This window comes from Flavobacterium sp. XGLA_31 (genome assembly GCF_051547105.1).
Lineage (GTDB): Bacteria > Bacteroidota > Bacteroidia > Flavobacteriales > Flavobacteriaceae > Flavobacterium.
The window spans coordinates 1-15,131 of sequence record NZ_JBPTTM010000001.1; the positions used below are offsets into that span (position 1 = coordinate 1).

At 37.7% G+C, this 15,131-nt stretch carries 16 protein-coding genes; 4 read left to right on the forward strand and 12 right to left on the reverse strand.

Translation table 11 applies throughout. The features are described 5' to 3' along the window. Positions 1–187 precede the first annotated feature (187 nt). The gene (locus tag ACSVH6_RS00005; RefSeq protein ID WP_438075746.1) at positions 188–1,420 is read right to left on the reverse strand and encodes an ABC transporter permease; all 1,233 of its coding nucleotides are present in this window, start codon (positions 1,418–1,420) and stop codon (positions 188–190) included. A 4-nt stretch (positions 1,421–1,424) separates the two neighbouring features. Here ACSVH6_RS00005 and ACSVH6_RS00010 point away from each other — a divergent pair, with 4 nt between their 5' ends. Continuing rightward, positions 1,425–2,639, forward strand: coding sequence for an exo-beta-N-acetylmuramidase NamZ family protein (locus ACSVH6_RS00010; protein WP_438074317.1), 1,215 nt, complete (start codon positions 1,425–1,427; stop codon positions 2,637–2,639). Between the two features lie 206 nt (positions 2,640–2,845). Here the strand turns inward: ACSVH6_RS00010 and ACSVH6_RS00015 are convergent, their stop codons facing one another. Then, positions 2,846–3,343, reverse strand: coding sequence for a YkgJ family cysteine cluster protein (locus tag ACSVH6_RS00015; protein WP_438074318.1), 498 nt, complete (start codon positions 3,341–3,343; stop codon positions 2,846–2,848). A gap of 53 nt (positions 3,344–3,396) precedes the next feature. On the opposite strand from ACSVH6_RS00015, the gene ACSVH6_RS00020 reads away from it, so the two are divergent. Continuing rightward, positions 3,397–4,095, forward strand: a complete 699-nt coding sequence (locus tag ACSVH6_RS00020) for a class I SAM-dependent methyltransferase (RefSeq protein ID WP_438074320.1) — start codon at positions 3,397–3,399, stop codon at positions 4,093–4,095. Between the two features lie 64 nt (positions 4,096–4,159). Here the strand turns inward: ACSVH6_RS00020 and ACSVH6_RS00025 are convergent, their stop codons facing one another. The 9 genes from ACSVH6_RS00025 to ACSVH6_RS00065 all read right to left on the reverse strand — a co-directional run bounded on the left by ACSVH6_RS00025 (position 4,160) and on the right by ACSVH6_RS00065 (position 12,650). After that, positions 4,160–5,365, reverse strand: a complete 1,206-nt coding sequence (locus tag ACSVH6_RS00025; protein WP_438074322.1) for an aminotransferase class V-fold PLP-dependent enzyme — start codon at positions 5,363–5,365, stop codon at positions 4,160–4,162. Between the two features lie 55 nt (positions 5,366–5,420). Continuing rightward, positions 5,421–6,125 (reverse strand): energy transducer TonB, encoded by a 705-nt coding sequence (locus tag ACSVH6_RS00030; RefSeq protein ID WP_438074324.1) that lies wholly within the window; start codon positions 6,123–6,125, stop codon positions 5,421–5,423. Positions 6,126–6,180: 55 nt separating this feature from the next. Beyond that, entirely contained in the window at positions 6,181–6,813 is a 633-nt protein-coding gene (locus tag ACSVH6_RS00035; RefSeq protein ID WP_438074326.1) for a 7-carboxy-7-deazaguanine synthase QueE, read from the reverse strand. A gap of 114 nt (positions 6,814–6,927) precedes the next feature. Continuing rightward, positions 6,928–8,589: a tetratricopeptide repeat protein gene (locus ACSVH6_RS00040; RefSeq protein ID WP_438074328.1), complete on the reverse strand. Its 1,662-nt coding sequence runs from the start codon at positions 8,587–8,589 to the stop codon at positions 6,928–6,930. A gap of 12 nt (positions 8,590–8,601) precedes the next feature. Continuing rightward, positions 8,602–9,522 carry a PstS family phosphate ABC transporter substrate-binding protein gene (locus tag ACSVH6_RS00045; RefSeq protein ID WP_438074330.1) on the reverse strand — a complete coding sequence of 307 codons (921 nt, stop codon included), beginning with the start codon at positions 9,520–9,522 and terminating at the stop codon, positions 8,602–8,604. Between the two features lie 234 nt (positions 9,523–9,756). Beyond that, a complete protein-coding gene (locus tag ACSVH6_RS00050; protein WP_438074333.1) occupies positions 9,757–10,545 on the reverse strand; it encodes an energy transducer TonB in 789 nt (262 codons plus the stop codon). Between the two features lie 28 nt (positions 10,546–10,573). After that, positions 10,574–11,137 (reverse strand): ExbD/TolR family protein, encoded by a 564-nt coding sequence (locus ACSVH6_RS00055; RefSeq protein ID WP_438074335.1) that lies wholly within the window; start codon positions 11,135–11,137, stop codon positions 10,574–10,576. A gap of 17 nt (positions 11,138–11,154) precedes the next feature. Beyond that, positions 11,155–11,784 (reverse strand): ExbD/TolR family protein, encoded by a 630-nt coding sequence (locus ACSVH6_RS00060; RefSeq protein ID WP_438074337.1) that lies wholly within the window; start codon positions 11,782–11,784, stop codon positions 11,155–11,157. 44 nt (positions 11,785–11,828) lie between these two features. Beyond that, on the reverse strand, positions 11,829–12,650 hold the full coding sequence (locus ACSVH6_RS00065; RefSeq protein ID WP_438074339.1) for a MotA/TolQ/ExbB proton channel family protein: 822 nt from the start codon (positions 12,648–12,650) through the stop codon (positions 11,829–11,831). A 362-nt stretch (positions 12,651–13,012) separates the two neighbouring features. Between ACSVH6_RS00065 and ACSVH6_RS00070 the strand changes: the two genes are divergently transcribed. Together ACSVH6_RS00070 and ACSVH6_RS00075 are read left to right on the forward strand one after the other, a co-directional pair. Continuing rightward, positions 13,013–13,381: a DMT family protein gene (locus ACSVH6_RS00070; RefSeq protein ID WP_438074341.1), complete on the forward strand. Its 369-nt coding sequence runs from the start codon at positions 13,013–13,015 to the stop codon at positions 13,379–13,381. 11 nt (positions 13,382–13,392) lie between these two features. Then, complete coding sequence (locus ACSVH6_RS00075) at positions 13,393–13,758, forward strand: cupin domain-containing protein (RefSeq protein WP_438074343.1); 366 nt, start codon at positions 13,393–13,395, stop codon at positions 13,756–13,758. A 25-nt stretch (positions 13,759–13,783) separates the two neighbouring features. On the opposite strand, the gene ACSVH6_RS00080 is transcribed toward ACSVH6_RS00075, so the two are convergent. Then, positions 13,784–15,124: an FAD-dependent oxidoreductase gene (locus ACSVH6_RS00080; protein WP_438074345.1), complete on the reverse strand. Its 1,341-nt coding sequence runs from the start codon at positions 15,122–15,124 to the stop codon at positions 13,784–13,786. Positions 15,125–15,131: the final 7 nt, after the last annotated feature.

Consider the following 15,131-nt stretch of genomic DNA (forward strand, 5'->3'; position numbering starts at 1 on the left):
ATCCCTTTTTTTATCTTTTTTTTAATCCACTGATATCATGTATTTTGCAAATGCAGTTGGTCGATGAATCTCAAAAAAGCGAACTTTAGCCCCGATGGGAGCGGCATCCTTTTGTGGCGCTAAGCCGCAAAAGATATAGCAAACAGCGGGTGAAAATAGCTTGTGAAAACAGGAGTGGTGCTCCTAACTATTCAAACCTAATGGATTTGGATGGAGTGATTTTGGTAATAATATAGGACGGGATGAGTAAAACCAGCAAGCAAACAACTACAGTACCTATATTTAAGAGTAAAATGTAAAACAGATTGATGTCGACCGGAGCTTCGTTGACGTAATAGCTTTCGGGATTAAGTTTAATGATGCCAAAGTACTTTTGGATTAGCAGCAAACCTATTCCGACAACATTACCCCAAAACAATCCCCTTCCTATTAAGTAAGCAGCATTGTAGAGAAATATTTTCCGAATGGTCCAGTTGCCGGCACCCAGTGATTTTAAAATCCCAATCATTTGGGTTCGTTCCAAAATCAAAACCAATAAAGCAACTACCATATTAATAGTAGACACGGCTATCATGACAATGAGGATGACAATAATATTAAAGTCGAACAGTTTGAGCCACTCGAAAATATAATAGAACTTTTCGACTATGGTTTGGGTGTCCAATGTAGAGGAGGTTTCCTGGTACACTTCCTGCCCTTTTTGTTGTATTTGTGTAAAGTCGTCTACAAACACCTCAAAGGAACCAATCTCATCGGGACGCCATTTGTTGATGCGTTGGACATGACGAATGTCGCCGATAACATAACTGGCATCGAATTCCTGAAAGCCCGAATTGTAAATGCCGACAATTTTGAAATTGCGCAGGTTGTATCCTTCGCTGTTTTCTTTCATGAAGTAGGTTACAAATTTGTCTCCGAGTTTCAATCCTAATCTATTGCACAAGTATTGCGAGATGAGCACTTCCTCATTGAGCCCGGATTTAAAATCAGGCAATCGCCCTTCAATCAGATATTCTTTGAGATTGTCGGTTTGATAGTCTTTGCCTACCCCTTTGAAAATAATCCCTTCGAAAGCCGATTCGGTTCTTATAATTCCGGCTTTGCTTGCCACAGCCTGAACATGAGCAATTCCCGTTACATTTTTAAACTTGGGATAAAAAGGCTGATGGATAGAAATTGGATCGGTACTGACATCAGAATTGTTATCATTATACCCTGATATCATCATATGACCGTTGAAAGCGGAAACTTTTTGACGTATTTTTTGTTGGAGTCCCATACCGGTAGCAACAGAAATCATCATCATAATCATACCCAAGGCAATGGCCGTGATAGCGATTTTTATTATTGGCGCGGAAATACTACTTTTATGGTCTTTAGCAGTAATAAGTCGTTTCGCTATAAAATATTCTAATTTCAATGGTATGATGTCAAATTTGGTGTTCAAAAATACAGTTTTATTCTCGGTTTTGCTAATGGTTTCTTGCGGGAGCTCAGGGAAGAATATCGAACAAAGAGAAAAGGAAAAAACAGTTGTGACTGAAAACACCACCTCAAACATTCAAACCGGAGCTGACAATTATAGCGCATACCTGCCATTGTTGAAAAATAAAAAAGTGGGGGTCGTCACTAATCAAACCGGAATTCTTTCGAACAAAACCCATTTGGTTGATTTTCTTTTGGACCAAAAAATAACTGTTCAAACAATATTCGCTCCCGAACACGGTTTCCGTGGTACCGCCGATGCCGGAGAGCATGTAGTGGACGGCAAAGATGCAAAAACCGGCTTGCCGATTATTTCCTTATACGGCAACAATAAAAAACCCAAACCGGAACAACTGACTGGTCTTGATGTCATGGTTTTCGACTTGCAGGATGTGGGTGCGCGTTTTTACACTTATATTTCTTCGCTACATTATATTATGGAAGCGTGTGCCGAGAACAACATTCCGCTGATTGTATTAGACAGACCGAATCCGAATGGCAGCATTGTAGACGGCCCTATTTTGGAAAAAGAATACACCAGTTTTGTGGGAATGCATACCATTCCGTTATTGCACGGGATGACTATAGGCGAATACGCTCAAATGATTAACGGTGAAAAATGGTTGAAAGACGGAATCCAATGCAGGCTTACTGTCATTCCCTGCCTGAATTACAAAAGAGAAATGGCCTACAGTTTACCGGTAAAACCCTCTCCCAATTTGCCGAATGATCAGGCTGTAAACTTGTATGCCAGTTTGTGTTTGTTTGAAGGCACCAATGTGAGTGTGGGGCGTGGTACCGAAAAGCAATTCCAGATTTACGGCTCCCCTTATTTGCCGAAAAGCGACTTTAGCTTCACACCGGTACCGAATTTGGGAGCCAAAGAACCACCTTATAAAAATCAATTGTGTTATGGAGAGGATTTGAGCGCTACTCCTAAGTTGCGCCAATTGGAATTGAAGTGGTTGATTAAAGCCTATCAAACCACCGCTGACAAATCGAAGTTCTTTACCTCTTTCTTCACCAAATTGGCCGGAACCCAAAAACTGCAACAGCAGATTGAATCCGGAACGTCGGAAAGTGACATCAGAAAATCGTGGGAAAAAGGATTGCAGGATTTTAAAGCCATGCGAAAAAAGTATCTTATATATTAAAACGTTTCTTTATCGAAAGAAATAAAGACCGCATAAAAAACATAGGTAATGACAGAAATAAAAACACGAAAAGTGACAATAGAAAAATTTCAAGAATTTGATACCCTAATGAGCTTTGCGACTTGTCAGTATCCAACCAAAAGCCCACAAATGAAACTGAAAGCGAAATAAGGTAAACAACGAATAGGAATCGTGATTTTTTCATATTACAAAGGCAATTTCTTCTTCATCTCCTCCACAATATTGTAGGCCGCCGGACAAATCGCCACATTCTTTAAGGTCAAATCTGAAATCTGTTGGAATTTTTTTCTGTCGGTATGTGGAAATTCGCGACAGGCTTTGGGGCGCACATCATAAATCATACAATAATTTTCATGATCCAAAAAAGTACACGGAACGCTTTGAAGCACATAATCGTTGTCTTCATCAATCCGCAAATACTGATCGATGAATTGCTGGGGTTTTTGTTTCAAATGTTTTGAAATACGCTCAATATCTGCCGACGTAAACAAAGGCCCGGTCGTTTTACAACAATTGGCACATTGCAAACAATCAGTCCGCTTGAATTCGGCATCATGCAAATCCTGCATGACATAATCTAAATTCTTTGGCGGTTTCTTTTTAAGCTTATCAAAATACTTTTTGTTTTCGATATGCTTATCTTTGGCTAACTTTTGAATTTCGTTTAAGGATGGCTTGAGCATTGCATTTTATTTCTGATGCAAAAGTACCAACTTTACACTTCTAAATTACATTTATGAAAGACCTTTTCGGAAAAGCCATACTGGATTTTCAAACCAATAATACTCCCGAAGACTTGATTACCGAAACCAATATTTCGGAAGCGGATGAAATGAGTGTTGCTTATCTTTTCAGAAACTACGGGGAAATGCCAAAACCGGAAAAAAAAGCCCTGCAACTCACCAAGGGCAAAGTTCTTGATGTGGGTTGCGGTGCCGGAAGTCACAGTTTGTTTCTGCAGAGCAAGGGTTTTGAGGTCACCGCAATTGACATTTCTCCCAAAGCTATTGAAGCTTGCCAACTTCGCGGACTTAAAAATGTAAAAGTTCAGAATATTTTAGATTTAGACCACGGCACATTTGACACCCTATTATTATTGATGAATGGCACGGGCATCTTTGGAACCTTGGCCGAAACTTCAAAATATTTACAAAAATTAAAATCTTTATTAGCACCAAACGGACAAATTCTCATTGACAGCTCAGACATCATTTACATGTTTGATGAAGATGAAGATGGTGGAAAATGGATTCCGGGAGATGGCTATTATGGGGAATTGACCTTTACGGTTTCCTATAAAGGAGAAACCGAAACCCCTTTCCCCTGGCTGTATTTGGATTATAACACCCTGCAAAATGCCGCTCATGCTAACGGCCTGAATTGCGAGCTCGTAGCAGAAGGCAAACATTACGATTATTTAGCCCGACTTTTTTAGGAGCATATTCCGGCTGTTCGTTACAATCTCTTCGAGGATTTACACTGCCATCCGGGCTAGGGTTTTATGCTTGTATCAAATCCGTTGTTTTGATAATTTCTTCCAAAGCGTTGTACAAAATATCTAAATCCGTCTGTGAATTATAAGCATTAACCGAATAGCGAATGTACACCTTGTCATTCAGCGGCATCACCGGAATTTGTATTTTGTATTTTGAATACAGCAACTCTTTAAGCTCAACTGGTCTGTTTGTGTTGACAGGAATACTGGCCATTTGCCCTAAAAATTCGGTAGTCATAGGCGCTATCGGTTGTGTATGGAGCAAATCACAAAAACGTTGGTAATTATCCAACACCATTTGCTTGCATTGCGCTGATACCGCTTTCCAATTATTTACTGTCAAAAACTCAATCACTGCTGGCGTACACAAAAACGCCGAAACGTCTCGTGTTCCTTGTAATTCGTGATAATCCAAAAACTGACTTTCACCGGGAGTTATGCTTTGATACCCCCAACTCACCACTAATGGCTCCAATTCATTCTGCCATTCGGGTCTCACATACAGAAAGGAACTGCCTTTTGGCGCGAGCATCCATTTGTGCAAAGTGCCGGTGTAATAGTCGGGATTGAGCTCGGTAATATTGAGAGCTATATGTCCCGGCACGTGAGCGCCATCCACAATCGTAATCAACCCCAACTCTCTGGCTTTGTCGCAAATTTCTTTGACCGGAAAAATCAAAGCGGTAGCACTTGAGAATTGATTCAGAAAAACAACTTTGGTCTTGGCATTGTAGCCTTTCCAAAACTCCTCTATCATTTGCTCTTTGGAAGTCACCGGCAGGCTGATGTTTTGACGAATGTACTTGGCACCCGTTTTTTTGCAGTAAAAATTCCAAGTTCTGTCCATCGCACCATATTCATGATTCGTAGCCAAAATTTCATCTCCGGGATTTAGCTTTAAGCTGCGCATGATAACATTTACAGCATAGGTAGGATTGGGAGTAAAAAACAAATCCTGAGCGCGACACCCTACAAACTGAGCCAAGCTCTCACGAGCTGTTTTTAAATATTTGGGTTGCTTTTGGGTAATGAATTCAACCGGATCTGATTCGAGTTCTCTTTGAAAACGTTGGTATTCTTCAAAAATGGGTTTGGGACAAGCTCCAAAAGAGCCGTGATTCAAAAAGGTAATAGACGGATTCAGTAAAAATTCTGATTTACTTGCATTTCCTAATTCGTTATTTGTGATTTCCTGATTTGATGATTTCATGATGGATGATTATTAGATAAAAATAAAAAATCCCAAATGTTATTTGGGAAGTATTTTAGTTACTCGGTAAGGTGATGGGCAAAGAATACTGTACTCTTACCGGGATTCCTTTTTGTTCACCGGGCAACCATTTTGGAGATAAAGACAGTACTCTTTTTGCTTCTTCCCCGGTACCGAAACCGCAATCCCTTATTACTTTAACCTCAGTAACAGCGCCATCTTTCTCAATGATAAAAGTAACATAAACTTTTCCTCCTTTGAAGTTCTTATCTCTGGGCACGTTATAATTTGCACTGATGTATTTGTAAAAACCAGCAATTCCATTAGGGAATCTGGGTGCCTTTTCCACTTCAGTTGTAGTTAACAAATTACTGTCTCCTATTGATTCCGGCTTTGGCTGCATTTGAGTTACTCCGGTTTTTTTCTTTTCTTTAAAAACCATTGGATATTTTATATCAATGCTGATAGGTTTTCCGTTACGCATAGCAGGTTCCCATTTTGGACACTTTTTTAAAACTCTTATGAATTCCGTAGCAGATTCGATGTCCAAAATTTGTGTAATTTTAATATTCTTGACATCACCGTTTTCGTCAATAGTAAAGGTCGCTTCGAGTTTTCCCGGTTTGGTTACTTTTGAATAATCAAATTCTCTATGGACAAACTCGGTAAAATTTTCTATTCCGCCACCATTGAATTTAGCTTCTATCCTTTCCCCATTCAGATAAACTTCATCTTCTCCTACGATTTGTGAGAAAAGCATAGTCGGAAAAAATAAAAAAAAGGCAACTAAAACCACTGTCTTCATAAGATGTTTGCTACGGAATATTGAGGTATTTGTGGGTTTGCAACGACACTCTCCATTTTGGGTGGCTCATTACATAATCAACAATTAACGGTGTCATCTCCTCTTTTTTACTCCATTCAGGCTGCAAAAAAAGAATTGCATTCGGATTGACTTTAGCTGCTTGTTCTTCGGCAAAAATAAAATCGTGCTTGTTGTAAATAATGACTTTTAATTCGTTCGCAATTGCATAGGCATCATCTACCGGCAACTTATTTTTCTTGGGTGACAAACAAAACCAATCCCAAGTACCACTCACCGGATAAGCTCCGGAAGTTTCGATATGTACTCTCAGTTTTTTATCTTTTAACTTTTTTGTCAACAAAGTCATGTCCCAAGTCAGCGGTTCCCCTCCTGTAACAACTATAGTATCCGCGTATTTTGCAGCATTTTCTACTATGGTATCTGTATTTGTCGGCGGATGTAACTCCGCATTCCAACTTTCTTTGACATCACACCAATGACATCCCACATCACAACCTCCTACTCTAATGAAATAAGCTGCTGTTCCGGTATGAAAACCTTCTCCTTGTATGGTATAAAACTCTTCCATCAGCGGAAGCATTTCTCCTTTTTCGACAGCTAATTGCGTTTCTTTTGATAACATTTTAAAATATATTGAGAGCAAAGATACTCAATTTGAAAAAGAGTTAATTTGAATTGGGAAATAAAAAAACCGACAGCTCACGCTATCGGTCTTGTGTATTGAGAACTTTAAAGCCTATTTTAATAGCTTCAAAGATTCAGTTGCATAGGAATTAGCAGGATCTAATGCCAAAGTTTTATTGAATAATTCTTTTGCTTTTGCTTTATCCGTATTGGCATAACTGGCCGCCATGTTGTTATAGGCTTCAATAAATTTTGCTTTATTTTTAGTAATTTCAGCTTCACCTTTTGCTGTTACTGTATCAATATATTGTTGATAGTATGTTGTCATCATAGCATCATTTTCTAACAAACGATTGGTTCTGGCTCTAAACAAATAAGCGTCTTGTGTTGTAGGCGAAGCAGTGATCACATTTCCAAAAGCCACATCTGCCTTTTGCAAAGCAATAGGATCCGGTTTTACCACATCTTTTCTGGTATTATCGTAGTAAAGTGCATTTCCTAAGTAAAAATTATCAATCAAGTAATTTTTAGAAGTTGGAACTGACACTGCTATTTCAAATACTGCGGCCGCAGCTGTAAATGCTTTTTGGTCGTATAATTTTTTCCCAATCTCATTTAAATCATTAGCCATTAGCGGTTCCATTTCAATCGCTTTTTTGATATCAGCAAGAGCTGCTGTCAACAATGTTGCATCAACTGTTTTACCGTCAACACTGGTTCCTTTTTTGATTTTGGCTTGACCCAAATACATATAATCTCGTGGAATAATTTTATTTGCCGGGTTGGAAGTAAACCTTTGTAAAGCGTCCAAAGCAGCATCAGTATTTCCGTTTTCATATGCAGAATAACCTAAATAACGTAAAATTCTAGGGTTTACATTATCCAACTCTTTCATTTTATTGGCTTCAACTTCAAGCGCTTTGTAATCTTTGGCCAAAATTAAAAAGTCGGCATGACGCATACGAGATGTAATTGAATAATCCGTTAAACTCATATATTTTTCATAGAAACTTAAAGCCTTTTGAATATTCTCGTTATAGGTTTTAGGCTCATTATTTCCCCATAAATAATAAGTTTCTGCTAATTCTCTGTATACAGGACCATAATTCGGATTAATCCCTATAACTTCATTATACGCTTTCACTGCTTCAGTATAGGCTTTTGCTCCTTTCAATAAAACACCTAATTGCATTTTTGCTCTAAGCAATGAGCTGTCTGTTTGATAAGCATTTCGATAAGCCACATAGGCTTCATTTTGCTTTTTATCGCCATAGTAAGCATCACCCAAAGCCAATTGCACTTGTGGATCCGTTGGATTGGCAGTAGCAGCCTTAGTCAAAATTGCGATAGCCGCTTTATAATCCGGCTTATCCGCATTCATTAAAGCCTGTGCGATGTAAACATATTCTTCTGTGTCTCTTTTTTTAACATCTTTGGTTACCAAATCAAATTTAGCCTGAGCGGCTGTTTTATTACCTGCATCTAAATCAATTTGGGCCAAGCCAATGTTGTTAAATTTGGCTCCATCGGCAGCTAACAATCCTTTGTTAAAAAATACAGCGGCCGAATCTGCAATATTTTGTTTTAAATAAATGGTTCCCAAAAGAAAACTTGCCCTTCCATTGGTTGGTTTCGCTTGTATAACTGATTTCAATAAGGATTTTGCTTTTTCAAATTGTTCAGCATCAATCGCTTTCTTCGCCGGTTCCAAATCTTGAGCTTTAGCAACTGTGGTTGCTACTAACGCTAAACTGAAAATTTTAAACTTGTTCATCTCTTTTATAAATTATTTTTTTTCTTTAGTAATACTGTTTCTAATCACTATTTTCCGGGATGGCATGCGTTCGGGCACTAGGCCGGATTTTAAAATGATACGCTGGCCTCTTTCACCGGCCAGGAAGGAAGCAAATCCCATTCCCAAACCTGAATAACCTTGGCAATTGATAATGTACAAATGGCGTGCCAAAGGATATTTTTCTGATGCTAAATTATCTTGAGTGGGAGCAACATACTCCTGCGACTTCATTCCTTTAACAGCCAAAACCGCAACTTTATTCACGTCCTCCTCTAAATCTAATGGAGGTTGATAAATCCAATTCATCCCTATTACTCCTACCATTCCATTATTGGCTGCGACATATTTAATCACTTCCTGATTGGTTTTGAGAGAAAAAATATTTTTCTGATTCTCAATTTTCAATCCGGTTAAATCGGACATGTATCTCACTGTACTTGAATTGGCATTATCAAACACTAATCCTTTAATTCCCTGAACCTCTTTCCCATTGAGAAAATCAATAATATTTTGCACGGAAATCAACGTATCATTAACGGACTTATTCCTAACCAAAGCTATCGCATCGGTAGCAAAAGGAGTAATTCTTGGGTTTATTTTTTTGCTTTGAAATGCTTTCAATTCCTTGGCCGAAAGATTTCGGGTCAATACAGCAATCTTCGCTGTGTCATTTAACATGGAATTCAGCACTTCGTTTTCTGATTTTGCAACCAAATGCAACTTAGCATTATATTGGGTTTCAAAAACAGCTTGCTCATCTTCAACAATAGGCAAAATAGATTCATCAATGTAGAGCGTTGCTTTTCCTTCTATAATTGTATCTAAACTTTCATTATTTTTCTTTTGGCAGGAAAAAAAGAAAAGAAGCATTAATAATAGAAACCCTATGACGGTTTTGGTTATTTTTTTCATAACGAGAAAACTAGTCTTTATTAAAAAAACGCAAAAATCGTAAAAAAGAATATACTATTAGTAAAATTCCAAAAACAATTCTGTATTTATAGGATAATGCCAATGGAAGTGATTTCCAAAAAATGATAATTAACCCAAATGTTAAATAAATCAAAAAAAACAAAACTCCTATAACGAGAAGAAATCGCTCTTTAAGCGATTTCTTCTGAAAATTTTCTATAAATCTTGAAACCATTATTCGGTAGATTGTATGGTAATTGGCAAGGAGAACAACACCCTTACTTTTTTACCGTTTTGCTCTCCTGAGTTCCATTTAGGACAAGATTTCAAAACTCTTACAGCTTCTTTTCCTGATCCGGGACAAGCTTCTCTGATTACTTTGATATCAGTTAACGAACCGTCTTTTTCTACAACGAAGTTAACATATACTTTTCCACCGGCACAATCCTCGGGAGTAGTATAGTTTTTACCAATGAATTTGTAGAATTTATCCATTCCACCTTGAAATTCAGGTTTTACTTCAATACCCGCAGTGTTGTAGATATTGTTATCTTCTTCTACTACCTGACTTGGACCGTTTCCTACAGGCTCAACGGTCAACGGTGCATCCGGATCTCCTTTAATCGTTTCGTCTCCCAGTTTTTTATCTTTGATTTCTTCAATCTTTGGTGGCTCCTCAGTAATCTCTTCTGTTTTGGCCACAACCGGTTTAACGAACTTTACCTGATCCACTTTTGGAGGAGGAGGTGGAGGTGGAGGTAAATCTTTTGGTTGCTCTTCTTTTGGTGGTAATTTGATGGTTACGATTTTTTTATCCATGTTAGCATCTTGGTCAGAGCTTTCAGGAATTAAGCTTATAATTAGCGGTGCCGCTACTGCAAAACAAAAAATCAACCCACCAATAAGTAGCGCACGCATCGTTGTTTTCGGACTATCTTTACGCAACTCATAGGCTCCATAAGCCTTGTTACGTCCTTCAAAAACGATATCAATCCACTTTCTGGTTAATAAGTCTAATTTCATTTTTTTAAAGTTTTATTGCGCTTGCGCATTACTTGTTCATTTCTTCAGCCAATTTCTTTTCTTCTGGAGAGAAATCATTTACGATAGCATAGGTAGGCACATCGCAAATTGCCATTTCGTCCAAAATATCCACCAAATTTCTATAGGTTGACAACTTAGTAGGTTTGATAATAACAATCATTCCTTTCTTTTTATCCCCCGTTACTTGTGGAATGGAAACAACTCTTTTCAAGATTTCTTTTCGGATACCATTTTTGCCGTATACAGCATCTGCTGGTGCTCCACCGGCTTCAGGTGCCTCGATTAAGCCATGAAACCACTTAATTTTATTGTCTTTCCCTAAGATGATGGTAACTGTTCTTCTTTGGTCAACTTTAATATCTTTATTTTCATCTTTTTTCTCATCCTTATCCGGTAAACCCAAATCCATAGATTGCGGCTTGGATAATGATGTTGTCAACATAAAGAACGTGATCAATAAGAATGCCAAATCCACCATGGCAGTAAGATCCACTTTTGCGTTGGATTTTTTACTTCTTACCTTGCCACCTTTGCCTTTGCCACCACCGTCGCCGGTATTTAATTCAGCCATTTTTTATATTATTAATTTTAATAATCTTTTCCTCTTAAACCAGTAACTAAATTAAAGCTATTGATTTTTTGGTCTTGTAAAATATCCATCACTTTTTTGATTTGTGGATATTGTTCTTTAGCATCTCCCTTGATAGCAAACTGAAGTTCTTTAGTAGCTCCTTCGTCTATATTTGCTTTACGGGCATATTGAATCCAATCTTTTAATTGATTGTCCAAAGAGTCAATTGGAATACCTTCTTGTACTCCTTTTTTAGAGCGATCGGCGCCTTTCATGGCTAACAAAGCTTTCAAACCTTGTACCGGCACTCCAAACTCTTCAACAAGTGCAAATTGTTCTTTTTCTTTTTCAGTGAAATCCACTTTATACATTTGAGCCATATAATCAAGGGCTCCTGAACGTATTGCTCTGTCTTTCATACCAAAAAATACTCGGTCTTTTCCATCACTTTTCCCAACTGTAATCATCACCAACCCCGTTTCAGGTAATTTGGTTTGTACAGTTGAAGCCGGTGTGTCTACCGGAAGTGGCTCAGGCACTTTGGCCGTTGCAGTAAGGATAAAGAACGTAAGTAAAAGGAAAGCCACATCACACATCGCGGTCATGTCGATGGAAGTTGCTTTTTTTGACATTTTTACTTTAGCCATTATTTATTTGTTTTATACAATTAATAGAAAATTCTATAATTGAATTATGATTTTAAACTTCCTCTGAATTTTCTGTATGTATTCACAATAGTTGAACCTGCTTCATCAATAGAGTAAGTCAACGTGTCAATTTTAGATGTAAAGAAGTTGTACGTAATGATTGCCAAGGCTGAAGTTGAGATCCCTGTTGCAGTGTTGATAAGCGCCTCAGAAATACCATTTGCTAATGCAGCTTGGTCAGGTGTTCCTGCAGAAGCTAACGCACCAAACGCTTTAATCATACCTGTTACCGTACCTAATAATCCTGCCAAAGTACCTAGAGCTACTAAGGTAGAAAGGATTGTTAAGTTTTGCTCTAACATTGGCATTTCAAGAGCTGTAGCTTCTTCAATTTCTTTGTGAATAGTTTCAGAAGCCTCTTCGCTGTTGAAACCTTCTTTTTTTACTTCTTGGTATTTAACCAAAGCCGCTTTTACAGCATTTGCAACTGAACCTTGTTGTTTGTCACAAGCAGCAATAGCATCATCAATATTTCCCTGTTTGATACTTGCTGTAATGTTGTTCATGAAAACATCTAAATTTCCTTTCCCTGCTGCTTTAGAAATCACAGCAAAACGCTCTATTGAAAAAACAACTACCATTAATAATAACCCCATCAAAACCGGTACAATTGGCCCTCCTTTATAAACCATTGCTAAATAGTTTCCTGGTAGCGGGTGTCCTGTGTTTACTCCACCTTCAAAGTTTGAGCCGGCCCCCATAATGAAATTCCAAACCAGAATTCCAATTCCAATACATGCTACAATCACAATTCCAGAGAACATATTTCCTCCTTTTGAACCACTTTCTTTTTTAACGTTTGCCATTTTTCTAAATTTTAATTTTTAAATAATTTATAAGTTTTAGTTGTTAATAAACTTGAATAGGAGCAAATTTAATTTTTTACTTCAAATAAAAAAACTTTTTTTAGATTTAATCTAAAGTAGCCTGAAACGAGTCCAAAAGCCGAATTTGGACATTTGAAAAAATCACTGAATTTTAAACAAAAATCACACTTATTTTAAGTGTTTTACTGCGTATTCATAAGTATAACGCAAAAAGTATAAAAAATGTATTTTCTGGCTTATCTTTTTTAACATCTCTAAAATTATAACTTTTTGTGAGGGAATGGAAATCAATTAACATTTCCTTATTTTTGAAGCAACATTTTCTTAACACTAAACGTCACATGAAAGGTTATTTCACCATTGGTTTGCTCATTTTATCCAACATTTTTATGACGTTGGCCTGGTATGGCCACTTGAAATTTAAGGAATTGAAATGGTTTGAAAATGCCGGACTCATCACTGTCATTTTAATCAGTTGGGGATTGGCTCTATTTGAGTATTGCTTTCAGGTACCCGCCAACAAAATGGGATATGAAGGCAACGGAGGCCCTTTTTCCCTCTTGCAACTGAAAGTGATTCAAGAGGTTATAACCCTGTTGGTTTTTGTATGCTTTTCTTTGTTGTTTTTCAAAGAAGAAAATTTTCGTTGGAACCACGCCATTGGATTCGTATTTTTGGTGTTGGCGGTCTATTTTATGTTTAAAAAATAACTCTCGTTGTAATGAAAAAATATTATATCCAAAAAAAACCTTTCATTGTGCCTACTACCGATGGCAAACTAATAGAAGAACACCATGGTAAAGCTACTACAAACAATTCAGAAATTTCGATAGCACACATGGTAGCTCCTCCTCATTGGAAGGAACCTTTTCAAACCCCGGAATTTGACGAATACACCTATATCATTTCAGGCAAAAAGCAGTTCATTATTGAAGATGAAATTGTAATTCTGGAAGCAGGTCAGTCTATTAAAATTGAGAGAAATACAAGGGTACAATATTCCAACCCTTTTGACGAACCCTGTGAATACATTGCCATTTGCAATCCGGCTTTTGATTTCAATAAAGTACACCGGGAAGAAGAATAAAAACTCTGATTAATCAGGACTTTTTTTACTGTAACAATCCTATAATTTTTTGCTCAACTGCTTCACTGTTCCATTCGGTTTCAATGTTGTCCATTTGCATCACTTCTTCCATAATTTTATTTTGCAAATCCCCTATAGCTAAGGCTTCGGAATAAGGTTGCAAACTAAAAGTTACGCGACTGTAAAGCGGCATCCACTTATCCGGATGCTTATCAGAGAACCATTTTTCAATTTTCTTTTGCAATAAGAAGCTGGAATCAGCCGTTTTGGTACTCATTTCAATGAAGTTTCGCAACGATAGTTCTGCAATCGCATCGGCATTGGGCTTACGCGACTTTTGGTATTCGCTAAAAATGGCTTTCCAATCATCCCCATATCGCTCCATCATTTCATTTAAAACAGTGATATCTTCAAAGCCTGCATTCATTCCATGTCCGTAAAAAGGAACTATAGCATGAGCTGAATCCCCTATTAAGGCAATTTTGTCTTCGTAGGTCCAAGGATAGCATTTCATTATAGCCAAATAACTGGTTGGATTTTTAAAAAAATCTTTTACCAAATCCGGGATAACCTCCTTAGTGTCGGGAAAATAATGACCAAAAAAAGCAACCAAAGCCTGCTCATCTTTTAATTGTTCAAACGAATTTTCTCCTTCAAACGGCATGAACAAGGTACAGGTGAAACTACCGTCTAAATTAGCCAGAGCCATTAACATAAAGTTTCCTCTGGGCCAAATGTGTAAAGAGTTTTGATCAATCTTATGTGTTCCGTCAGCATTAGCAGGAATATGCAACTCCTTGTAACCTATTTTCATAAACTCCTGCGAATAATCAAACATACTTTGACGTTGCATGCGGTGTCTTATTCTGGAAAACGCGCCGTCAGCCCCAAAAACTTTATCGTATTTTAGTTCTGTCCACTCACCTCTTTCAGTTTCTCCTATATGCAAAGTAGCATCGGCTAAAGTAACATCCCAAATTTTATGCTCAAAGAAAAAAGTCACGCCTTCTGCTTCTGCCAAATCAATCATTCTTCGATTCAGAACCCCACGGGAAAGCGAAAAAATTGCTTCTCCGTCTTTGCCGTAATATTGATAGTTGAGTTGACCGTCCTGCAAATGAATGGCTCGTTTGTCTACAGGAATTCCTATTTTTCGGATTTCATCATCCAAACCAACATCCTGCATAGCCTTCCAACCCCTATTAGACATTACTAAATTGATGGAACGTCCGGAGAATTCTACCGTCCTGATATCGGGGCTTCTGTCATAAACGTGAACCGTGTGACCTTGTTTTTTGAGATAGATTGCTAATAAAGTCCCGACTAAGCCCGAACCTACTACAGCAATTTTTTGAGGAGTTTGCATTTAATTT